Here is a 22,715-nt window from a genome sequence, read left to right on the forward strand (position 1 = left end):
TCATCCCAATGGGGCGATGTGCGGGGCGGTGGATCAGGCAAGACTCTCGCGAAGCCCCACTTCGCCCCGGAGGTTCCATGTCGAAAATCGGCGCGCCTGGCATCGACGTTCCGGGTGAGGCCCCGGCGCGGGCGTCGCTCGTCCTGGCGTCCCTGATCATCGTCGCCGCGGTGGCCAACCTGAACCTGTCGGTGGCCAACGTGGCGCTGCCCGCGATCGGGAAGGCCTTCGACTCCTCCCAGACCACGCTGAACCTGATCGCCGTGGGGTACTCCCTCGGCCTGGCCGCGTCGGTGCTCTATCTGGGTGCGGTCGGCGACCGTCACGGACGCAAGCTGCTGCTGCTCCTCGGCATCGCCCTGTCCGTCCCCGCCTGCCTGCTCGCCGCGTTCGCGCCGAACGACACCGTCCTCGCGCTGGCCCGGATCCTCGGCGGGCTCTCGGCCGGCATGGCCTACCCGACCACCCTGGCGCTGATCACCGCCCTGTGGGCGGGACCGGGGCGGACGAAGGCGATCGCGCTGTGGTCGGCCCTGGGAGGCGGCATCTCCATGCTCGGGCCGGTGATCGCGGGCGCGCTGCTCGAACGCTTCTACTGGGGGTCGGTGTTCCTGATCACCCTGCCCCTCGCCGTGGTCGCGCTGGTCATGGCCCTGCTGTTCGTCCCCGCGCACGCCAACGAGTCGGCCGAACCGGTGGACAACCTCGGCGGCGTCCTGTCCGTCCTCCTGATCGCGGGACTGGTGCTGGCGATCAATTTCGCCGTCGTCCCCGGCCAGGGGGCACTGGTCGTCGGCCTCGTCGTGATCACTCTGGCTGCCGGAGCGGCGTTCTACTGGCGTCAGCGCCGCGCCGCCAACCCGCTGTACGACCTCCACATCGCCGGCCGGCGCACGTTCTGGGTCGCCGCATGCGCGGGAATCATCGTGTACGGCTCCATGATGGGGTCGGCGTTCATCAGCCAGCAGTACCTGCAGAACGTGCTCGAGTACAACCCCGTCGAAGCCGGCGCCGCCATCCTCCCGCTCGTCGTGCTGATGGTCCTCGTGGCACCGCGGTCCGCGAAGCTGGTCGAGACGCGCGGCGCCCGCACGACCCTGCTGACCGGTTACACGTTCCTCTTCCTCGCCTTCGCCTGGATGCTGCTGTTCTGGGGCGAGGACAGCAGCTACTGGCAGATCGGCCTCGCCTACGTGCTCATCGGTATCGGCGCCGGCTTCGCCGGGACGCCCGCATCCCACTCGCTGACCGGATCGGTGCCCGTGCGACGGGCCGGCATGGCCTCGGGCACCGCCGACCTGCAACGGGACCTCGGCGGGGCCATCATGCAGTCCGTCATGGGCGTGCTCCTCACCGCCGGCTATGCCTCGGCCTTCAGCGCGGCGATCGCCGCTTCCCCCGAGAGCAAGGACGTGTCGGACCAGGTCCAGAGCGAGCTGACGAAGTCCTTCGCCTCCGCCGGGCAGGTCGCCCAGCAGCACCCCCAGTACGCCGACCAGATCGTCGCGGCAGCACGCCAGTCGTTCCTCCACGGCGACGACTGGGCGTACACCGTCGGCCTGGCCGCGATCGCCCTGGGTGCGCTGCTGATCTTCTTCATGTTCCCGCACCGGGACGCCGAGCGGGAACTCCTGCGGCGCTACTACGCCGAGGACTCCGCCGCGGCCGCCACCGCGAGGCGGAGCGGACCGGGAGCCTGACGCGGGCGTGGCCTGCTTGACCAGCAGGGCCGCCACCTGCAGAGTCGGGATGCAGCACCGCAAGACCGCAAGACCGCAGCACCGCTGCACCGCCCGACTCTGTTGACCGGTACCACCCCTCACGCGTGGCAGACGGTCCTGACACCCAGGAGCGGATCCTGTGGTCCTCGACCTGGTGGTGATCGGTACGGCCGTCACCTTGGGGCCTTTGCACAACAGCGCCTTCATCCTGCTTCTCTCCTCACGGCGCGGCGTCCGCCAGGGCCTGGCGTTCCTGCTGTCGTGGCTGGCCAACCTGATCGCGGTCATCGCCTGCGTGATGCTGCTGACCGGCGGACAGCCCCCGGCCCGCCACAGCGCGCCCTCCACCGCCGCGATCGCGGCGAAACTCGCCATCGGTGTGGCTCTGGTGCTGTACGGCGCCCACCGGCACCGCCGACCGCCCCGCCCGCACGGCCCACCGCGCTGGGCCGCCCGGATCGACAACGCCTCCCCGGCCACCGCGGCCGGCCTGGCATGGCTGCTGCAACCCTGGGCACTGGTAGGCGCCGGCGCCGCGACCGCCGTCGACGCGGACCTCTCCACCCCCACCGACTGGCTCGCACTGACCGGCTACTGCCTGCTGGCCACGCTCAGCCTCATCGTCATGGAGATGTACGCGCTCCGGGCACCCGCGGCCGCGGACGCCCGGCTGAACGCCCTGCGGAGCTGGCTGGAGCAGCACCAGGAGCAGCTGATCGTCACGCTCTCCCTGCTCGCCGGCCTGTGGCTGACGGCCCGGAGCGCTTACGAGCTGATCGCCTGACGGCCGGGGTCGGCATGCGCGATCATGACCCGAATGGACACTCGATTCCTCGGCACAGCCGATCTGTTGGAAGTCCCGTCCGTGGCAGTCGTGGTCGACGTCATGCGTGCCTTCACCGTGGCGGCCTGGGCCTTCGCCCAGGGGGCAGAAAAGATCGTTCTTGCCGGGTCGCTGGAGGAGGCCCTGGCGCTCAAGGCCCGCCACCCGGATTGGGTGGCGCTGAAGGACGGTCCGCCCGCTCCCGGGTTCGACCTGGTCAACTCGCCGGGCCTGCTGCGATCCGTCGACCTCGGCGGACGGACCGTCGTGCAGAAGACCACGGCAGGAACGGTCGGAGCCCTTGCGGTCAAGGAGGCGTCGCTGGTGCTGTGCGCCGGCTTCGTGGTGGCGGAGGCAACGGCTCGGCTCTTGCGGACGCGCGGGGCCGACTGTGTCACGTTCGTGGTCACCGGTGAAGCCGGGCGGGCCGAGGAAGATCTGGCGTGCGCCCAGTACATCGCCCGGAGAACCACCGAGGCCGGGACGGACGCGGCCGAGTTCCTCCACCGCGCGGCCCGGTCACGCGCCGCCGCCGAACTGGCGGAGGGTGTGCGCCAAGGAGTCCATCCTGACGATGTAGCGCTCTGCCTTGAGGTCGACCGGTTCCCCTTCGCCATGGTGGCGACCTCGGAAGGCCCGCTCATGGTCCTACGCCCCCTGGGCGAATCCGGCTGAGCGACAACAGATCACCCACCGCGGAGTCCCGAACGGATCCGGATGTGGAATCCGCCGGTGGTTTGTCGAGCGGACGATCGCCTGGCTCCACGGCCTCGTGCAGGCGCTGCCGGGGCCCCGTTTTCAGGGCAGGTCGGAGATGTCGGTGCCAGGCGGTAGCAAGAGTCCTTCGGGCGGTGTCTGCAGGCCGAAGCGTGGGGGGTGGGTGAACGTCGCGGTACGGGAGAAATCGACGGTCCCGCCGGTGAAACGGGCCGCTGGGATCGTGGCGTGGAGGCTCTGGAGGCGGTGCTCGCCGAAGTCCATGACGGTGCCGCCGAAGGTGGAGCCTGCGAAATCGACGACACCGTCGGAGAACTCCGCGTCCTCGAAGCGGACCTCGCCCGCGCTGAAGGTGGTGTCCCGAAAGTTCGTGCGGGCGCCGGTGAAGCGGGCGCTGTCGAAGCTGACCCAGCCTCCGTTGAAGACGGCCCGGTCGAAGCGGACGGTCCCGCTGCGGAACTCGGCGAGGCGGAAGTAGACGCGACTTCCGCTGCCGAATTCAGCCTCGTCGAAGACCACCTGGTCTCGATCGTGTCCGACGAAGAGCGCGTTGACGAAGACGATGTCGCCGCCGGTGAAGCGGGCGCCGCGGAAGTACGCCTCGTCGATGACGGCGCCGCTGAAGTCGAGATCGTACCCCTGCCAGGATTCGGGTGAGTCGTCTCGCAGATGGGCGGCGATGAGCCGGAGGACCGTCTTGCGTATCTCACGTTCACATCGCCAGGCAACGGAAGCCGGTTCGTCGGCCGGGGGCTCCGGAGCATGGGGCATCCTCAGGTAGCCGCACAGGACGTCGATGCAGGTCTGACGCTCCTGGCGCCACTCGTCGGCGAGCCGTGCCATGGCGTAGGCGCCTGCCATGCGCGCCGCTGGTTGATCCGCCCCGAGCTGGTCGGCCGCGGCGCCGAACCGGTCGGTGAATGCCTTGCCGTGCTCGCGCTGTTCGCTCACCTCATTGAGGTGCTGGCGCCGGTAGCCGACGACCAGAGCCACCACACCTCCGGCTCCGGCGACGACCGCCAGTGCGATCTTGATGCCGTCGTAGATGTCTGCGGGCTTCAGCGGTCCGGCCACATTCAGCCGAGGGGCACCCAGGAGCAGCCAGAGCACCACCGCGACGATGCAGACCGAGAAGGCGGACAGCAAGAGCACGACAGCAGCGTGCAGGCTCAACGACCAACGCATCACGCTTCGAGGATCTGGACCTGAACGCTCGCCCCTGGCCACCACACCGTCAGCCTAGAAGCAACATCAAGATCAGGGAACGGCGTCGGAAAGAACTGCCGCCCGGGGCGGTTCCGCGTCAGTCGACGAGGGTCTGCGCGGCCAGCAGTTCGGCACGGACGAGTTCCAGGAGGCGGCCCGTCCAGTTGCGGCCCCGGCCGCCGTTCTCGCCCCAGAAGCCCGAGTCGGCGTCGTCGTAGAGCAGGGTCGCGTCACCGGTGGCGAGCAGGATCGCCGCGAGATCGGGGTGCTGCTCGTACTTGGCCCGCAGCAGGCGGGCCATGACCGCCGTCCGGACCTGCTCCCAGCCTTCGCGCCGCGTCGCCGCGGCCGCGGCCGTACGGGCCTTCGCGCCCGATTCCGCCGCCACGACTGCGGTACGGGCCTCCGGCTCGGCGACGGACCGGGCCCAGTAGGCGTGCGCCACCGACGCGTAGGTGACGTCGCCGACGGTGACCGGCGCGGGATAGTCGTTGCGCAGGGCCTGCTTGCCCGGGTCTTCGAGCGCACGCTGCGGATACGAGTGGTAGATCTTGACCGCGGGGGCGAAGGACTCGGCCGGGCCGTCGGCGGGCACCCGTGAAGGGGCCTTCGCGAGCCACTGCGCGCGGTCCTCGAAGTATGCGACGGCCGCGTCGTACTCCTCCCGCGTGACCGTTTCTCCGCGCTCGTCCGGGATCCGGCCGCCCGGCCCCGCCACCAGCACCTTGAGCGGGCGGTCCTTGCGGTCCATGTCGCCGAGCGCGTAGTGCCGCACGGTCTCGGGGACGGCCAGGTAGGCGGCCAGGGCGGCGGCCCGGTTGTCCTCCGTGCGGGCCGCCAGGAAGACGTCCACCGCGGCGAGGCAGCGGGCGGTCGAGTCGGGACGGCCGTTCAGCTCGTCGACGGTGTCGCGGACTTCTGCGAGCAGCAGCTCCGGCGTCAGCCAGGTGAACGGTTCACCGAACGTCCACGAGGCCAGGTCGTGCGCGGAAGCGCGCCCGCCGTCCGGAAGGCTGGTGGCCACCCATCCGCAGCGGAGCTTCTGCTCGAACTCGTCCAGGGTGACGAGCTCCCAGCAGTCGACGAGGCCGTCGGCGTAGATGAAGAGGTCGGTGAGGAAGTAGGAGCCGCCGTTGCATATGAACGCGTGCCGCCAGGTGCCGGGTATGCGGACGCCGTCCGCCGTGCGATGGGTGATCCGATTGCCGATCATGCCGTGATGATGCCGGACGGACCGGCCGGCGAGCACCTCGATTGCGCGGCGCGGGTGTCGTGTGATGATGTGCGTCCACTCCGGGGAGGCGATCGTGCTGAGCAAGGGCGCGCGGTGGGCCGTGGGCGCGACGACCGTGGTCTGCATGCTGCTGTTCCTCGGCCCTGCCGCGCCGAGCGGTGGCGTCCCCCTCGCCGGGCCGCTGCCGTCCGACGCCGCCGAGGCGGTCGTACCGGACCGGGTCGGCACGTGGAACATCTGCAACCCGTGCGGGAGCGGGAACGACTTCGGCCGGGCGACGGAGATCGCCACGTACGCGCCGCAGGTGATCGGCCTGCAGGAGGCGTGCGTACGTGACGTCGAGCGGATCCGCAGGTATCTGGAGGAGGTCCACGGGCTGGTCTACCGGGTCGAGTACGGGGCGGTCCTGCGGAACTGGAACCGCTGCGGGGGGCTGCCGTGGCGGCCGGGCGGCTACGGCCAGGCGATCCTCTCGGCAGCGCCGATGACCGACCGGGTGAGCGTTGAATACCCCGTCGGAGGCTCCGAGGACCGCGGCTATCTGGCCGTCACCACGCTGGTGGGCGGCCGGCCCGTCCGCGTCGTCAACACCCACCTCGCCGAGCGCCGCCAGGGCGGGGTGAGGGCGGGCCAGGTGAAGGTACTCGCCGCGGAAGTCGCCCGCCACGACCGTGTGATCGTCCTCGGCGACTTCAACGCGATGCCGTACGCGCCCGAACTCGCCCCGATGTGGGCCCTGGCCGCGGACACGGACCCCGGCTGCCGCCCCTCGACCGGTGATGCCGCCGCTGACGCCTGCACGGCGACCACCGACTGGAACAGCAAGTTCGACTACGTCTTCCTGCGCGGCATCACCCCGGGCAAGGGCACGCACCACGTCCGCCCCAGCCCGTACTCGGACCACCACGTCCTGTACACCGACCTGAACCGGGGCTAGGGGTGTCCGGCGGACGCCGTCAACTCGTCAGACGGAAGTGAACGACGGTGGCGTCATCGGTCGGCCTGATGCCGGGGTAGTGGAACCGCAGTCTGTCCTGCAGCTCGGCAAGATCGCGGAACCCGTCGGACCGCACCGTGGTCGTCTTCCGCCCGGTGCGTACGGCATCGAGACAGTCGGGATGGAAATGCAGGGCCTGTGGCGCACCGCCACGCTCGCCGCGCTGCCGTCCACCGTCACCAGGATCGTGGCCCCCGCACTCACCGCGCTCGGTTCACGCCACCCGCAGCTCACGGTGACCTGCTCCATCACCGACCAGGCGCAACTGCGCGAACTCGCCCTCGGCACCGTCGACGTGGTGCTGGGACAGCGCTATCACCACCTGCCCGACACGACGCCCCGGGGCATCGACGTCTCACCCCTGCTCGACGATCCCCTGCTCGTCGTCACCGCGGCCGGCCGAGGCGACGACCGGCCCGTCGCACTGCGGGAACTGGCCACGCCCCCTCTCGCCGTACCGCCGCCGAACACGGAGTGCGGACAGGCCGTCCTGCAAGGCTGCCGACAGGCCGGCTTCACCCCCGTACCCCGCTACGTCACCGCAGACATCGCCGCCCAGCTCACCCTCGCCCGATCCGGCCTCGCCACCGCGCTCGTACCCCGAACGGCCATCGACCCGGCCACACCCGGAATCCGCGCGGTCCCCATCGCCGACCTCCCGGTCCAACGCCTCCTGTTCGCCGCGACCCCGCACACGGAGAACGCCAACCCGACGACCACCGCCGTGATCGCGGCACTGCGCACGGCCGCCCGGGAGGGGCACACCGCGTGACCCTAAGGTGGTCCCATGGATCTTCAGGGCGAACTGCTCGCGCACCCACACTCCGTTTACGACCGGCTTCGCGACACCGCACCCGTGTGCCGCATCACGGGCACCGACGGAACCCCGGCATGGCTGGTCACGCGGTACGACGACGTACGCGCCGCCCTCGCCGATCCCAGGCTGTCCCTGGACAAGTCCCATGCCACCGAGGGTGGTTACCGGGGCATGTCGCTCCCGCCGGCCCTGGACGCCAACCTGCTCAACATGGATCCGCCTGACCACACCCGTATCCGCAGGCTCGTGAGTCGTGCTTTCAACTCACGTCGCACCGAGCAGTTGCGCGCACCCATCCGGGCCACGGCGGACCGCCTCCTGGACGCCCTGGGGCCGGCCGGCACCGCCGACCTGGTGACCGCCTACGCGGCCCCGCTGCCGATCATCGTCATCTGCGACCTGCTGGGCATTCCGGAGGACCGCCGCCTGGACTTCCGCACCTGGACCGACGCGCTCATCACCCCGGACCCCAGCCGTCCCCGTGCCGCGAAGGAAGCCGTGGTGGCGATGCTCGGCTTCTTCACCGAACTCATGGCGCACAAGCGCAGCCGCCCCGCCGACGACCTGCTGTCCGATCTGATCGCCGTCCGGGACGGCGCCGAAGGCGGGGGCGAAGGTCTGAGCGAAGGCGGTGACGACCGCCTGAGCGAGGACGAGTTGATGTCCCTCGCCTTCCTCATCCTCTTCGCCGGCTACGAGAACACCGTCCAGCTGATCGGCAACGCGATCCACACGCTCCTGCAACACCCCGAAGAACAGGCGCGCCTGCGCAAGGACCCGTCCAGGATCCCGGCCGCCGTCGAGGAGCTCGCCCGCTACGAGGGCCCCGCGCCCCTCGCCATCCGCCGCTTCCCGACCGAGGACATCACCATCGCCGGGGTCACCGTCCCGGCGGGGGAGACCGTCCTGCTCTCGCTCTCCGCCGCCAACCGCGACCCGGCCCGCTTCCCCCGGCCCGACCTCCTCGACCTGGACCGCGACACCTCGGGCCACCTCGCGCTCGGCCACGGCATCCACTACTGCCTCGGCGCGCCCCTGGCCCGCGCCGAAACCGAAATCGCCCTGGCCGCACTGCTGGAGCGCTTCCCCATCCTCGAAGCCGCGAGCCCCGCGCCCCGTTGGCGGCCTTCCCTGCGCGCCCGCGGCCTGACGGAACTCCCGGTCCGCTACGACACGGCACACCTCCCGCACTGAACCCCCGCCGGCCAGCCGGCCGGTCAGCCCCCCGCCAGCCGCCGCGCCGACTCCCCGCTCCCCGACGCGCCGGTGACCCAGATCACCTCCGATCGGAAACCCCCAGGCCGAACCGGGCGTCTGTCAGGCGTGAGATCAGTCAGGGTGGTGGCGCCGCCGCACAGGGCCGACGAGGAACACCTCGTCCGGCTCGTGGCGAAGGGCGACCGTGCCGCATTCGAGGAGTTGTACCGGCGCACGTCGCCGTGGCTCGCGGTGCGGCTGCGCCGCCGCTGCGCCGACGAACAGATCGTCGCCGAGGTCATGCAGGAGACGTACCGGGCGGTGTGGCGCGCGGCCGGCGCGTTCGCCGGGAGCGCCGCGGGCGGGACGGCCGTCGGCTGGGTGTGGACGATAGCGGCGCGCGCCTCGTCGACGCCTTCCGGCGCAGGGCCCACCACGCGCAGCCGCCCCCGCGGCGGCCCCGCAGCCCTGACCGTCACGGCGGCCGGCACCGCCGCCTACGCGGTGGCCGGACCCAGACGATGACCGCGCCGCCCGCAGCGAGGGAGTTGTCAGTGCCTCCCGGTAAGTTGGCGGGGCCCGCTCGGGGAAGTGCGGGCACCGATGCACCACGGCGGTACACGCGCTGGGACCCGTGTCTGGAAGGATCCGGTGGCATGATCACGAGACCCTCCGACGACCTTGCCGCCGCCTTCGCGCGCCTGGGCGGCGACGATGAGGAACAGGTCTGGAGCGACCTGTGGGACGATCTGTGCCACCTGAACTGCGTCGATGACGACAGCTTCCTCGCCCTCCCGTACCTGGCCGCCGTCGCGGCCGGCCGCGCCCCCGGGGCCCCGCACGAAGCCGTCTCGATGGCGGGCCTCATCGTCTCGGCGGCGGACGGGGAACAGACCGCGCGCCACGCGGAGGAGATCGCCGTCTTCCTCCGCACGGCCCGCCGTCTGCTCGGTGAGACGGGCGGCGACACCCCGGCCTTCGTCCACCTCCTGCAAGGCATCCTGGCCTTCGAGGGCGAGCGGGTGTGGAGCACGGGCCGCCTGGAAGGCCTGTTCACGGAGGAGTACGAAGTCGACTGCCCGGCGTGCTCGTCGACGCTGTTCGTCGCCTTCGGCGAGTACGGGGACTTCGCCTCGGCCGGGGACTACGTGACGTCCGATCCGGTCAAGGCGGCGCTGCTGCCCGCGGACCCGACCGCCCTGGACCCGCTGCCGGCCCGCCTGCACCGCATGGCCACGGAGGCGGGGCAGGAGAAGGTCGCGCACGGTCTGACGTGCCTCTTCGGCCGGGCGACCTGCCCGGACTGCCAAGAGGTCTTCGCCGTGTCGGACCAGGTCCTGGAGACGTACTAGAAGGCGCGCGAACCGAACGGAGAGGTGTTCATGCAGAGACGTCACGCGGTGGTGGCCGGGGCCGGAATCGGCGGCCTCACCGCCGCCATCGCGCTGCACCGCCGTGGCTGGCGCGTCACCGTCTGCGAGCGGGCCCCCGAACCGCCCACCACCGGCGCCGGGATCGGACTCGCCCCCAACGCCCTGCGCGCACTCGACGCCATCGGCGTCGACGCGGCCCGGTCCGCCGGCAGCGCCGTACCGGCGACCATGGGCGTACGCCGCTCCGACGGCCGGTGGCTCACCCGCGTCGAGACCTCCTACATGGCCGCCCGCTACGGCACGCCCCCGATCGCCGTACCCCGCCCGGCCTTCACCGCAGCCCTGGCCGCCGCACTGCCGCCGCAGGCTCTCCGCTACGGCACCACCGTGACCGGCGTCGACGACGCCGCCGGCCGTCCCACCGTCCGCACGGCCGGGGGCCCGGACCTGCCCGCCGATCTGGTCGTCGCCGCGGACGGGATCCACAGCCCCCTGCGCCGCGCCCACTTCCCCGCGCACCCCGGCCTGCACTACATCGGCGAGACGGCCTGGCGGACCCTCGTCGACGCCCCGGACCTGCGGATACCGTCCATGAACGAGACGTGGGGGAGGGGCGAACGCTTCGGGGTGACACCGCTCGCCGACGGCCGGTTCTACCTCTACGCCACCGCGCTCGCCCCGGCCGGTACCCGGTCCGCCGATCCCCGGGCCGACTTGCGCGACCGCTTCGGCGCGTGGCACGACCCGATCCCGGCCCTGCTGGACCGCGTCGGGCGCTTCGACCCCGCCGACGTCCTCCAGAACGACCTGTACGACCTGGCCGCCCCGCTTCCCCGCCTCCACCACGGCCGGATCGCCTGGATCGGCGACGCCGCCCACGCCATGGCCCCCAACCTCGGCCAGGGCGGCTGCCAGGCCATCGAGGACGCGGTGGTCCTCGCGCACCTGCTCCCGGCCGGAGACACCGAAGCCGCCGCCGCGGCCGACGGCGAGGCCGTCCCGGCCGCCCTCGCCGCGTACACCGCGGCCCGTCGCGACCGTACGGACCGTCCGCCGCCGCGCCCGCCGCGTGGGCCGCCTGGGAGCCCTCCGCAACCCCCTCGCGGTGGCCGCCCGCGACCTGGTGGTCCGCGCCACCCCGAACCGCCTGGCCCTGCGCGGCATGGACGACCTCTTCAACGGCTTCCGCCTGCCCGGTCCGCACCAGTCCCCGTAGCGGGTGACGGGCGGGCGCAGGTCACGCCAGGGTGACCCGCATGCCGGACTCGGCCAGGACCTCGAGTACGGCGCCGAACAGGTCGTAGGGCCGGCCGTCCGGGGTCAGGACGTGGGACAGGTGCTCGCGTGCGACGGCGCAGTCGTGCCAGAGCAGCGTCCCCGGGCCGGAGTGGCCGAAACCGCCGCCCAGGCAGTCGTAGAGGGCGTCCAGGTTGGCACCGAAGTAGCCGCCCGGCCCGTTGACCGCCTCGCCGAGTGCGAGCCACAGGCCCGGGACGTCCGTGACGTGGCGGCCGTCGAGTTCGTACGCCTGGCCCGCGGGGCGGTCAACGCCGATGTCCGGCCTCGGCCTCGTCAGGACGTGGTCCAGCCAGGCCCAGCGCTGCCGGGTGTCGAGTCCGGCCCAGGTGCCGGTCGTCTGCGGCGGTCCGGCGAGCCAGCGTTCCCACAGCGGCCGGGCGTGCTCCGGTACGGGAGCGGAGAGTTTGCCCTCCAGTTCCAGGTCGATCAGGTCCGGGGGCGAGGCCGAGGCCGAACCCGAGCCTGAGCCCGGGCCGGAGCCGAGCGCGGAGGGGCGCCAGGAGCTGACGGTGACCCACATCAGCAGTTCGGCGAACGGCTCACCGCGGTCGTCGCGTACCTCCAGGGCGGCTTCCCCCAGGTCCAGTGTCCGCCGGGTGGCCGTCGCCAGGACCCGACGGAGCTCCTCGCCAGGGGTGAGCCCCCGCAGGACGATCGGAGGATCCGACCGTCGGGGCGGCAGTATGCGGGTGAATCCCCGGCAGGAGCCGAGCAGGCGCCGCCCGTCGTGCAGGAGGACGGTGCCGCGGTGGTCCTCGGGCGGGCCCAGGTGGTCGTCGAGGCCGGTGAGGACGAGACTGTCCGTCCCGGGGTGCGGTCCGAGGCTCTCGGCGTCCTCCAGCAGCCAGGGGTCGAGCGCCCCGTCCTGCGGAACCCACCACACCTCACGGCCGACCCAGCCGAGCACCCCGGCGCCGTCGGGAACCCAGTCGAACAGTTCGTACGTCTCGCGCCAGGCCTGCCCGAACAGCCCCTCCGCCTCGGCGCAGTCGCCCCATGCGTGGCCGCGTTCCGTGTCGGTGAGCCGGTACCGCGTTCGCCCCCGACGGGCCTCCTTCTCCTGCACACCGGACATCATGCCCGGTCATTCGGCCGTCCCGCTCGGACCGGCCCGACATCGCGGTCGGTTTTCGATCGTGTGTGCGAAACGGGTGCGCCGTAGTGGTGAGGGCCGGTCCCCGACGCGTGGCGTGCACGCGTGTCCCGTGGAGGAGGACGATGAGATGGCTGGGAGGTCAGGCCCGCAGCCCGCGGCGGCCGGAAGGAGAGCCCGGAGATGGGAGCGATCGAGCCCTCGCACGGCGATCCGGAAAAGGCGCCGCCCGCCGCGTCCGGGCCGGGCGGCCTGCTCGACGTGCTGCGCGTGGCCGCCATCCTCCTCGACGCAGACGGCCGCATCGACCTGTGGAGCCCGCAGGCGGAGGAACTGTTCGGTTACACCGCCGAGGAGGCCCTCGGAGAGTACGCGGGCCGCCTGCTGCTCCACGAGGAGCACCTCCCGGTCGTACTGGACATGTTCTCCGAGGTCATGGAGGCGGGGGTCAGCTGGGTCGGCGTCTTCCCCGTCCGGCACAAGGACGGCAGCACGCGCATGGTCGAATTCCGCAACATGCGGCTGCTGGACTCCCAGCAGGAGTACTACGCCCTGGGCCTCGCCGCGGACCAGGCGACGGTACGCCAGGTCGAACGGGACCTGGCGCTGTCCGCCCGGCTCGTGGCCCAGTCGCCGGTCGGCCTCGGCGTGCTCGACACCGACCTGCGCTACGTCTCGGTCAACCCGGCGGAGGAACGCCTCAACGGGGTGCCCGCCGCCGAGCACATCGGCCGGCACGTCCACGAGGTGCTGCCCGCCGTGGACGCGTCCTTCGAGGCGGCGATGCGTGAGGTGCTGGCCACCGGTGTGCCCATCGTGGACCAGTACACCGTCGGCCGTACCCCGGCCGACCCGGACCACGACCATGCCTGGTCGATCTCGTTCTACCGGCTCGAAGCCCCCAACGGGACCGTGGTGGGCGTGGCCACCGCCAGCGTCGACGTCACCGAGCGGCACCGGGCGGTCGAAGAACAACGCAACACCGCCCTCACCCTCCAGCGCAGCCTGCTGCCGCACACACCGCCGCGCCGGCCGGGCCTGGAGGTCGCCACCCGCTACCGCCCCGCCCAGGCCACCATGGAGATCGGCGGCGACTGGTTCGACGTGATCCCGCTGAGCGCGGACAAGACCGCCCTCGTCGTCGGCGACGTCATGGGCAGCGGGGTCGGAGCCGCGGCCAGCATGGGCCAGCTGCGCACCGCCACCCGGACCCTGGCCGACCTCGACCTCGACCCCGCGCAGGTCCTGCACCACCTCGACCACGTCACCGAAGGCCTCGACACCATCGCGACCTGCGTCTACGTCGTCTACGACCCGCGCGCCGCACAGTGGCACCTCTCCCTCGCCGGGCACCTGCCGCCCGTCCTCCTGCGGCAGGACGGCACCCGCGAGCTCCTCGACCTGCCCACCGGCGCGCCCCTCGGCGGCGTCGGCGTCGCCTTCCACACCGTCAGCGTCCCCGTCGGGGCGGGCGACCAGCTCGTCCTCTACACCGACGGCCTGGTCGAGACCCGCGACGATCCCATCGACGAACGCCTCGACGTCCTCCTCCACGCCCTCGACGACCCCGGCCGCCCCCTGGACGAGACCTGCGACCTCCTGCTGGACACCATGCGCCACCCGGGCGTCCACGACGACGTGGCCCTCCTGATCGCCCGCGCCACCCCGACTCCCGACTGACCTCAGGTCAGCGCCTCCGTCTCGGCAGTGGTGGCCAGGCGTAGGGCTGCCACCAGGTCGCGGTAGAGCCGGTCCGTCTCCAGCAGCTCCTCGTGGGTGCCGCGGGCGCGGATCCGGCCCGCCTCCATGACCACGATCAGATCGGCGTCGACCACCGTCGAGAGGCGGTGCGCGACCGTCACCACCGCGCCCGTCGCCGCGCGGCTGCGGATGCAGTCCTGCACCGCCGCCTCCGTCAACCCGTCCAGCTGTGCGGTCGCCTCGTCCAGCAGCAGGACCTCGGGCGTTCGCAGCAGGGCGCGCGCGAGCGCGATGCGCTGGCGCTCGCCACCCGACACGTGCGCCGACGACAGCGGGCTGTCCAGGCCCTCGTCGAGCGCCCGGACCTTCTCCGTCAGCCGTACGTCGCACAGCACCCGGCGCAGTTCCTCCTCGGTGGCGTCCTGCCGGGCGAGCAGCAGGTTGTCGCGGAGGGTGCCCGGCACGAGGGGGGTGTCCTGTTCGACGTACGCCAGCCGCGCCCGTACCTCGGAGTGGCTGTGGTCGCGGTACGGCCGTCCGTTCAGGAGCAGTTCGCCGTCGACGGGCTCCAGGAACCGCAGCACGAGCGAGAACAGGGTGGTCTTGCCGGCGCCCGACGGCCCGACGATCGCGGTGTGGCCGCGCCGCGGGACGGCCAGCGTCACGCCGGTGACCGCGTGCCCGGCGTCAGGACCGTAAGCGGCGCTGACGCCGCGCAGTTCGAGTACGGGCACCTGCGCGTCGGGGTCGCAGTCCGCCGGGCCGCCGGCCGGAGCGTCCCGGTCCGGCTTGCCCGTGGTGTCCTCGGCCGTCAGGCCGGCGGTCTGCCGGATGCGTTCGGCCGCGGCCATTCCGGCCTGCAGGGAGGTCAGGTTCTGGCTGAGCGTGGTGACCGGCTCCATCAGCGTGAACGCGTACAGCAGGAAGGCGATCAGGCTGGAGACCTCCAGCCTCCCCTCCCCGACCCGCCAGGCCCCGATGCCCAGGATCGCGATGATGGCCAGCTGGATGCCGGAACCGGCGACCGTCCAGGCCAGCGCCTCCTGGCGGACGGCCCGGATGCCGAACTCGGCCGCGGACCGCGCGTCCGCCATGATCCGCTCGGCGGCCCGCTCCTCGGCGCGGCTCACCTTCACGGTGCGGATCGCGCGCAGCGTGCCCTCCAGGAGGCCGCCGAGCCGCCCGATGTGTTCCTGGGAGCGCTGCTGCGCCGCGCCGATGCCCGGCATGAGGAGCGCGAAGAGCGCGGCGGTCACGGCCACGGCGGCCATGGTCGTAGCGAGCAGCACCAGGTCGAGCACGCCCATCAGGACCAGGCTGCCCACCAGCATGACGGCGCCGTTGACCAGGCCGACGAACGACTGGGCGGCGGCCTCGCGGAGCAGGACCGTGTCCGAGGTCACGCGGGTGACGAGTTCGCCGGTCGGGCGGCGGGTGAGGGCGGGCACGGTGGCCCGCAGGAACCGCCGCACCATCGACTCGCGCGCCTCCAGCACGACGCGTTCGCCCACCGCGCCGAGCATGCACCACTGCCGGTACGACACGGCGGCTCCGACGACGAGGAGCACGAACAGAGCGGTCACCGGGCCGGTGAGGGAGGCGGAGTCGTTCAGGGCGTCCAGCACCCACTTGGTGATCATCGGCGTGGCCAGGCCGAGGGCGGAGCCGGCCAGGGCCAGGAGCAGTCCGACGGCCAGCGTGCGGCGGTGCGGGCGGGCGAAGGACCAGAGGATGCGCAGGCGGGGTGCGTCGAACGCGGCACGGGGCGGGGGTGTCGAGTCAGCTGCCATGCCGAAAATGGAACATGGATGTTCCAATGTGGTCAAGTGAGTTTCATTACGGGAGGCGCGCTACCGTACGCCCATGGAGCATGACCACATCGCGACGGCGGCCACCGAGACCGCCACCCGCGCCCGCACGCGGCGTGCGATCCTCGACGCCGCCGTCACCGTCCTGTCGGCCAACCACGCGGCGTCGCTCGCCGACGTCGCCGAGGCGGCCGGTGTCGGACGTACGACCGTCCACCGCTACTTCGCCGAACGGTCGGACCTGGTGGCGGCGCTCGGGGCGGACGTACGGGAGCGGCTGCAGGAGGCGACCGCACGCGCGCGGGTGGACGAGGGACCGGCCCCGGAGGCGCTGGAGCGGCTCTGCCTGGAGTACTTCGAGCTGGGGGACCGGCTCATGCTGCTGTTCGACGTGCCGCAGTTCCTGAGCTGGGCGGGCTTCGAGGAGGAGACCGACTCCGACCGGGTCCTGGTCCGCCTCATCGAACGCGGCCAGGCGGAGGGAACGGTCGACGCCGGGGCGGACGCCGAGTGGCTGCAGAACGTGCTGTGGTCCCTGCTGTACGCGGCCTGGATGCAGGCCCGCGACTACGGCGCGCCGCGCCACACCGCGATCTCCTCGTGTCTGCACACCGTGCGCAAGGCCATGGCGGCCTCCTGACCAGGACCGGGGCGACGCGCCACGGGCGGCGCCGACGGGCGTGCTTGTCCGCCGTGGCGGCGCCCCACTACGGTGCCGTTGTGGATCTCTTCACGCGTTCCTGGACGGCGTTGCGCACGGCGGTCGCCGAGGTCCCGGCCCCGGACTTCGAACGGCCGTCGGGCTGTGCGGGCTGGCTCGTACGGGACCTGGTGTGCCACCTGGTGATCGATGCCCAGGACGTCCTGATCACCCTCGCCACCCCCGCCGCGACGGAGCCGACCGTCGACGCGGTGACGTACTGGCACGTCGAGGACCGGCCCCCGACCGGAAAGGACCCGCTCGACGCACTCACCGTCCGGCTGGCCGCCGCGTACGGGGACCCGCACCTGCTCACGTTCCACCTCGACGACGTCGGATCCGCCGCCGGCCGAGCCGCCGAACTCGCCGACCCGCGGGCCCGGGTGGGCACCCGCGCCGAAGTCCTCACCGTGGGCGACTACCTCGGTGCCTACGTCCTGGAGTGGACGCTGCACCACCTCGACCTGATCGCCCACCTCCCGGAGGCGCGGATCCTGCCGCCCGAGGAGGGGCTGGCCCGCTCGCGCGCCATGCTGGAGCGGATCGCCGGGGCGGCGTTCCCCGCCTCGTTCACGGACCGGGACGCACTCCTGGTCGGCACCGGCCGCAGCGCGCCCACCGAAGCGCAGCGGGCCGAACTGCGGGACGCGGCGGTGCGGTTCCCGCTCGTCCTGGGCTGACCCGACCGCTCCCGGAGGAGGCGCGGGACCGCGGGACCCCGGCGGCGCGCCCGCCGCCACGAGGCCGCTACGGGGTGGTGCGCGCGGGGAAGGTGAAGCGGTAGCCCTGCGAGGTCAGCCAGGGCAGGTACTCCTTGAGGGCCGCGACGGTCTCGCTGCGGTCGCCGCCCCCGTCGTGGAAGAGGACGGTCGGCTGCTGGGGAAGCTTCTCCTCGACGGCGGAGATGATCGCCGGCAGGCCCGGACGGCTCCAGTCCTTGGGGTCCACGCTCCAGCCCAGCGGCCGCATCCCGCTCGCCGCGGCTATCGCCCGGCTGTCGGGGGTGAAGGCGCCGCCCGGCGCGCGGTAGTAGCCGACCGGCACTCCGGGCGCGGCCTTCTCGATCATGGCCTTGCCCTGGAGGATCTGCTGCTTCTGGAAGGCGACGGGCTTGTGGTCCATGGTCACGTCGTGGTCGACGGAGTGGTTGCACAGGCGGTGGCCGTCGGCGGCGACCGCGCGCACGAGCTCCGGGTACTTCTGCGCCTTGGTCCCGATCATGCAGAAGGTGGCCTTGACGTGGTTCTTCCGCAGCACCTGGAGGACCTGGGGCGTCCAGCGGGGGTCCGGCCCGTCGTCGATGGTGATCGCGACGTCCCGGCCCGGGCCCTGCGCCAGCCGGGAGATTCCCAGCGGGATCCCCGTGGCGCTCCGGGCGGCTCCCGGGTTTCCGGCCGACGCGGCGGAACCGGAGGGCTTCGTGCCCTTTCCGGCCGACGCGGCGGAACCGGAGGGCTTCGTGCCCGCGGCCTTGTCCGCCGAGCCGTCGGTGGCGGCGAGGGCCGGGGTGCCCGATACGGCCAGGATGCCGAGGACGGCCGCCGTGGCGGCGGATCCCGTCCGCCGCAGGCGGCGGGCGGAGATGCTGGTGATGCCCATGAAGGCGCTCTTCCTTTGCGCTCGGCCCCCCGATCTCGCGTTGCCGGTCCAGGCTAGGTCATATGTCCGGGATGCCCCTTCGGTCGATCGGCCGGTCCGACGGCCCGTACCCCACCGATACGGGGCCCGGCGGCGTACCGCGCCCCGTCACGTGTGAGGAGTGTCACCGGCTGCGGGGGTCCGGCGGCGCCGGCTCACGGCCCCGTGCAGGAGCCCGCCGCCCGCCGCGCCGACCGCGTACCAGAACAGGTCCGGTGCGTTGAAGGTGGAACCGAGCACCAGGCGGGCGGCCGCGCTGTGCCGGGACAGCTCCGCCGGGACGGCGCTGAGCTGGAACAGCTCGACGGCCCAGCTCGCCGCCAGCGCCGTCCCGGCAGCCCGCAGGGGTGTCCACCGCGGCGCGGCCAGCACCACGAGGGCCAGGAGCAGGACGGTGTACAGGGCGTCCCCGCCGTACTTGGCCACGCCGTCCGCCGCCACGGCCCGCAGTCCGAGGCCCGCGCCGACCGTCACCACGGCGGCTCCCGCCGCCACCAGGCGGATCCGTACGGCGGCCGGGTCGCGGGGGTGGGAGCCGTCACCGGTTCCGGGTATGAGGGTCACCGGGAAAGTCTGCGACAACCGGCCCGGACCGTCCCTACGATGGCCCGATGTCGTCGATCAAGAAGTTCCAAGTCACCTTCGACTGCGCACGACCCGAGCGCGTCGCCCGCTTCTGGTGCGAGGTACTGGGGTACGTCGTACCGCCGGCACCCGAGGGGTTCGCCGACTGGGGCGACTTCGATCGTGCCCTGCCGCCCGAGCGCCAGGGTTCGGCGTTCGCCTGCGTCGACCCCACGGGTGTGGGCCCGCGCCTGTTCTTCCAGCGCGTTCCCGAGGGCAAGACCGTCAAGAACCGCCTGCACATCGACGTGCGCGTCGGGACCGGGCTCGTGGGCGAGGAGCGCGTGGCCGCCCTAGAGGCCGAATGCGCACGACTGGTCGCGCTCGGCGCGGTACGCGTGCGGCTGCTGACCGCCGACGAAGGGAACGAGTCGTGCCTCGTGATGCAGGACGTCGAGGGCAACGAGTTCTGCCTCGACTGAGCGGCGGCCCCCGGCCCTCGGGGCCGCCGCTTCCCGGCCCGTGCTCCCGGACGCGTCCGCCGCGCAGTCAGGAGTTGGCGATCACCAGCAGGGTGCGGGCGGGGGACGGGCCCGACAGGCGGCAGCGGTGCGGGACTTCGCCCCTGTGGTGGGCGCTCTGGCCGGCGCGCAGCGTCAGCGGCTCCTCGCCCTCGACCTCCAGGACCACCTCGCCCTCCAGTACGTAGAGGAAGTCCTCGCCGGGGTGTTCGAACCAGCCGCGCTCGCCCTGGCCGGGCTCGAAGTGGTGCTCGTACGCCTCCATCAGTCCGCTGCGCCCGCCGGGGATGAGCACCTGTGCGACCTGCCCCGCGGACTCGTTCACCCGGATCACCTGCGGGTCGCCCTCGTGGCTGACCGCACCCGGTCGCGCCGGCGGCCGCAGGAACGTGCCCGGGCTGACCTCCAGTGCCTCCGCGATCCGGTAGATCGAGCTGAGGCTGGGGGTGGTGAGGCCGCGTTCGAGCTGGCTGAGGAAGGGCTGGGAGAGGCCCGAGCGGGCGGCGAGGACGGCCATGGAGACACCACTTCGCTTGCGGCAGCTCCGGATCACCCGTCCGACCTCGATCGCCTCGGGCGTGGGTTCGGGTCGAGACACGCTGGTGAACGTACCTCATCCGCGATCAAGGGCCGGAGCCCCCGGAAAGGTTTCGCACTGCTGCAACACGCTCTTCATAAGTGTCGTCAATTATTGACCTCACTTATCGACGACCGAGGAGCCGCTCGTGCACGCCACCCCCTCACCGCCCGGCCGGGCCCTCGGCCGCCTGGGCCCGGCTCTGGGCCGCCTGGGCCCGGCCCTGGCCGCGGCCGCCGCCGTGCTCGCGCTCTGGTACCTGCTCGCCCGGTCCGGCGTGGTGGCCCCGGCCCTCCTGCCCACGCCCGCCGAAACCCTGGCCGCGCTCGTGGACGGGGCCCGCAGCGGCACCCTCACGGCCGATCTCGGCGCCAGCCTGGCCCGCGCCGGACAGGGCTTCGCGCTGGGCGCCCTCATCGGCAGCGCACTCGGCTTCGCCACCGGCTACCTGCCGAAACTGTCCGCCGCCGTCACCCCGGTCGTCTCCTTCCTCCGCCCGATCCCGGCCATCGCCCTGGTGCCGCTCGCGACCGCCTGGTTCGGCATCGGCGAGACCGCCAAACGGCTCCTGATCGCCTACGCCGTACTGCTCGCCGTATGGCTCTACGTCCACGACGGCGTGTCCCGGGTCCCGGTCTCCCACCTGCGCGCGGCCCGGACACTGGGCGCCCCGGTGCACCGCCGGTTCGTCGAGGTACTGCTGCCCGCCGCCGCGCCCGCCGTCCTCGCCGCGCTGCGCTACGGGGCCTCCGTGGCGCTGCTCGCCCTGGTGGCCGCCGAACTGGGCGGTGCGGACAGCGGCCTGGCGTACCGGCTCCAGGTGGACGGCCAGTTCCTGCGCGTGGACCGGATGTTCGCCGGGCTGCTCGTCCTCGGGTCGCTCGGCGTCGTCGTCGACCTCGTACTCGCCGCGATCGGCCGCCGGTTCGCGCACTGGAGCACCTCATGAGCCTCGCCGTACGACTGGAAGGGCTGTCCGTGCGCTACGGAGCCGCCCCCGTCCTGGAACGCACCGACCTGGAACTGCCCGCAGGGTCGTTCACCGCACTGCTCGGTCCCAGCGGATGCGGCAAGTCGACGGTCCTCGGCGCCGTCGCCGGCTTCGTACCGCCCGCCACGGGACGGGTGACGGCGGGCTCCCGGCCCGTGCACGGGCCGGGACCGGACCGCGGTGTCGTCTTCCAGCACTACGCGCTCTTCCCCTGGCGCACCGCACGCGGCAACGTCGAGTTCGCCCTCAAGCGGCTCGGGCTGCCGCGCGCGGAACGCCGCCGCCGCGCCCTGGAAGCGCTCGCCGAAGTCGGCCTGGCCGACGGCACCGACAAGTACCCGGCGCAGCTGTCGGGCGGCATGCAGCAACGCGTGGCACTGGCCCGCGCCCTGGCCGCCGAGCCCGAAGTGCTGCTCATGGACGAGCCGTTCGGCGCCCTGGACGCCCTGACCCGGACCCGTATGCAGCGCCTGCTGCGGGAGCTGTGGGAGCGCCGCGGCACCACCGTCCTGTTCGTCACCCACGACATCGACGAAGCGCTGGCCCTCGCCCAGCGGGTCGTCGTCCTCGGCGGGACCCCCGGGCGGGTGCTCGCCGACCACACGGTCCCCGACGGGCCTCCCGACCCGGACCTGCGCTCGCTCATCGCACGACACCTCGGCTCCGAATGAGCCCCGCTCCCACCGTCCCCGGAAAGGACACCCTGATGACAAGACCCCCGACCGGACTCCGCGCAGCTGCCGCCCTGCTCGTGGCGGCCCTGCTCTGCACGCTCACCTCGGCCTGCTCCGGCGCCGACGGCAACGGCTCCGGCGACCGCAGCGGCGGCCGCCCCGCCGTCTCCATCGTCGGCAGCGACCACCTCGGCGGAGCACCCGTCCACGTCGCCCAGGAACGCGGGCTCTGGTCCGCCGAGGGCATCGACGCCACCGTCACCACCCAACCCACCGGGCGTGACGCCCTCAACGCCGTCCTCGGCGGCCAGGCGCAGCTCGGCGTCGTCGGAGACCTCCCTGCCGTGACCGCGGCACTGGGCGGACGCGACCTGCGGATCGTCGCCGACCTGTCCCGGTTCTCCGACTGGCGGCTCCTGACCCGTTCCGACCGCGCCATCACCGGCTTCGCCGCCCTGAAGGGCCGCAAGGTCGGCGTCCCGCAGGGCACGAACGTCGAGTACGCCCTGTCACGGATGCTGGCCTCCGTACAGCTGACGGCCGCGGACGTGACCGTCGTCAACCTCGCCCCGAACCAGGTCACTTCCGCACTGGCCCGCGGCGACATCGACGCCGGCGTCACCTTCCCCAGCTTCTACGAAGCGGCGCGCGCCGCGCTCGGTGAGCGCTACGCCGAACTCGCGTTCACCGGATACACCGCACGGACCCTGCTGGTCGCGGGTCCCAGGACGAGCGACGAGACCACCGCCGCCGTACTGCGCACCGTACTGCGCGCCCAGCGCGAGATCGGGGAGGACCCGGCCCGCGCACGGCAGGCCGTCGTGGCCCAGTCCAAGGGCGCGCTCCAGGCCGGATACGTCGACACCTACCAGCCCCGCTACACCTACGGAGCGACCCTCTCACCCGACCTGCTGAACCAGTTGGAGCAGGAGGGCGCCTGGGCCAAGGCCGCCCAGGGACTGCCCGGCGCCGCCGACCGCGCGGCACTGCAGCGCCACCTCAACCCCGGACCGCTGACGGCCGTCGACCCGGCCGCCGTCACCGTCCGCTGAAGCACACCCCCA

General features: G+C 72.6%; 22 protein-coding genes and 1 pseudogene. 16 read left to right on the plus strand and 7 right to left on the minus strand.

Annotated elements, in window-relative coordinates; all coding sequences use genetic code 11:
* The first annotated feature begins 77 nt into the window (after positions 1 to 77).
* The 3 genes from IG86_RS0129540 (at position 78) to IG86_RS0129550 (ending at position 3,219) form a co-directional block, all read left to right on the plus strand.
* Positions 78 to 1,700, plus strand: coding sequence for an MFS transporter (locus IG86_RS0129540; protein WP_030825146.1), 1,623 nt, complete (start codon positions 78 to 80; stop codon positions 1,698 to 1,700).
* 160 nt (positions 1,701 to 1,860) lie between these two features.
* The gene (locus IG86_RS0129545; RefSeq protein WP_030825148.1) at positions 1,861 to 2,505 is read left to right on the plus strand and encodes a GAP family protein; all 645 of its coding nucleotides are present in this window, start codon (positions 1,861 to 1,863) and stop codon (positions 2,503 to 2,505) included.
* Positions 2,506 to 2,538: 33 nt separating this feature from the next.
* Positions 2,539 to 3,219 carry a 2-phosphosulfolactate phosphatase gene (locus tag IG86_RS0129550; RefSeq protein ID WP_030825151.1) on the plus strand — a complete coding sequence of 227 codons (681 nt, stop codon included), beginning with the start codon at positions 2,539 to 2,541 and terminating at the stop codon, positions 3,217 to 3,219.
* Positions 3,220 to 3,342: 123 nt separating this feature from the next.
* Here IG86_RS0129550 and IG86_RS39215 read toward each other — a convergent pair whose 3' ends face one another.
* Both IG86_RS39215 and IG86_RS0129560 read right to left on the minus strand, forming a co-directional pair.
* A complete protein-coding gene (locus IG86_RS39215; RefSeq protein WP_051785494.1) occupies positions 3,343 to 4,413 on the minus strand; it encodes a pentapeptide repeat-containing protein in 1,071 nt (356 codons plus the stop codon).
* A 151-nt stretch (positions 4,414 to 4,564) separates the two neighbouring features.
* Complete coding sequence (locus IG86_RS0129560; RefSeq protein ID WP_030825158.1) at positions 4,565 to 5,680, minus strand: NADAR family protein; 1,116 nt, start codon at positions 5,678 to 5,680, stop codon at positions 4,565 to 4,567.
* A 64-nt stretch (positions 5,681 to 5,744) separates the two neighbouring features.
* Between IG86_RS0129560 and IG86_RS0129565 the strand changes: the two genes are divergently transcribed.
* The 6 genes and pseudogenes from IG86_RS0129565 to IG86_RS39225 all read left to right on the plus strand — a co-directional run bounded on the left by IG86_RS0129565 (position 5,745) and on the right by IG86_RS39225 (position 11,336).
* Complete coding sequence (locus tag IG86_RS0129565; protein ID WP_107051892.1) at positions 5,745 to 6,638, plus strand: endonuclease/exonuclease/phosphatase family protein; 894 nt, start codon at positions 5,745 to 5,747, stop codon at positions 6,636 to 6,638.
* A gap of 79 nt (positions 6,639 to 6,717) precedes the next feature.
* Positions 6,718 to 7,470: a LysR substrate-binding domain-containing protein gene (locus tag IG86_RS0129575; RefSeq protein WP_157854927.1), complete on the plus strand. Its 753-nt coding sequence runs from the start codon at positions 6,718 to 6,720 to the stop codon at positions 7,468 to 7,470.
* Positions 7,471 to 7,485: 15 nt separating this feature from the next.
* A complete protein-coding gene (locus IG86_RS0129580; protein ID WP_030825166.1) occupies positions 7,486 to 8,709 on the plus strand; it encodes a cytochrome P450 family protein in 1,224 nt (407 codons plus the stop codon).
* A 192-nt stretch (positions 8,710 to 8,901) separates the two neighbouring features.
* Positions 8,902 to 9,161: pseudogene (locus IG86_RS39220) on the plus strand (RNA polymerase sigma factor); the annotation flags it as partial.
* Between the two features lie 207 nt (positions 9,162 to 9,368).
* Positions 9,369 to 10,064, plus strand: a complete 696-nt coding sequence (locus tag IG86_RS43750; protein ID WP_167751173.1) for a hypothetical protein — start codon at positions 9,369 to 9,371, stop codon at positions 10,062 to 10,064.
* Positions 10,065 to 10,094: 30 nt separating this feature from the next.
* Positions 10,095 to 11,336, plus strand: coding sequence for an FAD-dependent oxidoreductase (locus tag IG86_RS39225; RefSeq protein WP_244306134.1), 1,242 nt, complete (start codon positions 10,095 to 10,097; stop codon positions 11,334 to 11,336).
* On the opposite strand, the gene IG86_RS0129595 is transcribed toward IG86_RS39225, so the two are convergent.
* Positions 11,323 to 12,462: a barstar family protein gene (locus IG86_RS0129595; protein WP_030825173.1), complete on the minus strand. Its 1,140-nt coding sequence runs from the start codon at positions 12,460 to 12,462 to the stop codon at positions 11,323 to 11,325. The genes IG86_RS39225 and IG86_RS0129595 overlap by 14 nt on opposite strands.
* A 198-nt stretch (positions 12,463 to 12,660) precedes the next feature.
* Between IG86_RS0129595 and IG86_RS0129600 the strand changes: the two genes are divergently transcribed.
* Complete coding sequence (locus IG86_RS0129600) at positions 12,661 to 14,157, plus strand: SpoIIE family protein phosphatase (protein WP_030900891.1); 1,497 nt, start codon at positions 12,661 to 12,663, stop codon at positions 14,155 to 14,157.
* 2 nt (positions 14,158 to 14,159) lie between these two features.
* On the opposite strand, the gene IG86_RS0129605 is transcribed toward IG86_RS0129600, so the two are convergent.
* A complete protein-coding gene (locus IG86_RS0129605; protein WP_051785495.1) occupies positions 14,160 to 15,968 on the minus strand; it encodes an ABC transporter ATP-binding protein in 1,809 nt (602 codons plus the stop codon).
* 73 nt (positions 15,969 to 16,041) lie between these two features.
* On the opposite strand from IG86_RS0129605, the gene IG86_RS0129610 reads away from it, so the two are divergent.
* Both IG86_RS0129610 and IG86_RS0129615 read left to right on the plus strand, forming a co-directional pair.
* On the plus strand, positions 16,042 to 16,626 hold the full coding sequence (locus IG86_RS0129610) for a TetR/AcrR family transcriptional regulator (protein WP_030825179.1): 585 nt from the start codon (positions 16,042 to 16,044) through the stop codon (positions 16,624 to 16,626).
* An 80-nt stretch (positions 16,627 to 16,706) separates the two neighbouring features.
* Positions 16,707 to 17,366: a maleylpyruvate isomerase N-terminal domain-containing protein gene (locus tag IG86_RS0129615; protein ID WP_030825181.1), complete on the plus strand. Its 660-nt coding sequence runs from the start codon at positions 16,707 to 16,709 to the stop codon at positions 17,364 to 17,366.
* 67 nt (positions 17,367 to 17,433) lie between these two features.
* Here the strand turns inward: IG86_RS0129615 and IG86_RS0129620 are convergent, their stop codons facing one another.
* On the minus strand, positions 17,434 to 18,285 hold the full coding sequence (locus tag IG86_RS0129620) for a polysaccharide deacetylase family protein (protein WP_045936984.1): 852 nt from the start codon (positions 18,283 to 18,285) through the stop codon (positions 17,434 to 17,436).
* 147 nt (positions 18,286 to 18,432) lie between these two features.
* Complete coding sequence (locus IG86_RS0129625; RefSeq protein WP_045936986.1) at positions 18,433 to 18,879, minus strand: ribosomal maturation YjgA family protein; 447 nt, start codon at positions 18,877 to 18,879, stop codon at positions 18,433 to 18,435.
* A gap of 56 nt (positions 18,880 to 18,935) precedes the next feature.
* On the opposite strand from IG86_RS0129625, the gene IG86_RS0129630 reads away from it, so the two are divergent.
* A complete protein-coding gene (locus IG86_RS0129630) occupies positions 18,936 to 19,370 on the plus strand; it encodes a VOC family protein (protein ID WP_030825189.1) in 435 nt (144 codons plus the stop codon).
* A 67-nt stretch (positions 19,371 to 19,437) separates the two neighbouring features.
* On the opposite strand, the gene IG86_RS0129635 is transcribed toward IG86_RS0129630, so the two are convergent.
* On the minus strand, positions 19,438 to 20,007 hold the full coding sequence (locus tag IG86_RS0129635; protein ID WP_030825190.1) for a helix-turn-helix domain-containing protein: 570 nt from the start codon (positions 20,005 to 20,007) through the stop codon (positions 19,438 to 19,440).
* A 127-nt stretch (positions 20,008 to 20,134) separates the two neighbouring features.
* On the opposite strand from IG86_RS0129635, the gene IG86_RS0129640 reads away from it, so the two are divergent.
* The 3 genes from IG86_RS0129640 to IG86_RS0129650 are packed head-to-tail and all read left to right on the plus strand — an operon-like array spanning position 20,135 to position 22,703.
* The gene (locus IG86_RS0129640; RefSeq protein WP_030825192.1) at positions 20,135 to 20,935 is read left to right on the plus strand and encodes an ABC transporter permease; all 801 of its coding nucleotides are present in this window, start codon (positions 20,135 to 20,137) and stop codon (positions 20,933 to 20,935) included.
* Complete coding sequence (locus tag IG86_RS0129645; RefSeq protein ID WP_030900897.1) at positions 20,932 to 21,648, plus strand: ABC transporter ATP-binding protein; 717 nt, start codon at positions 20,932 to 20,934, stop codon at positions 21,646 to 21,648. Before IG86_RS0129640 ends, IG86_RS0129645 begins: the two co-directional genes overlap by 4 nt.
* 35 nt (positions 21,649 to 21,683) lie before the next feature.
* Positions 21,684 to 22,703, plus strand: a complete 1,020-nt coding sequence (locus IG86_RS0129650) for an ABC transporter substrate-binding protein (protein ID WP_030900899.1) — start codon at positions 21,684 to 21,686, stop codon at positions 22,701 to 22,703.
* Positions 22,704 to 22,715: the final 12 nt, after the last annotated feature.

This window comes from Streptomyces virginiae, from assembly GCF_000720455.1.
Taxonomy (GTDB): domain Bacteria; phylum Actinomycetota; class Actinomycetes; order Streptomycetales; family Streptomycetaceae; genus Streptomyces; species Streptomyces virginiae.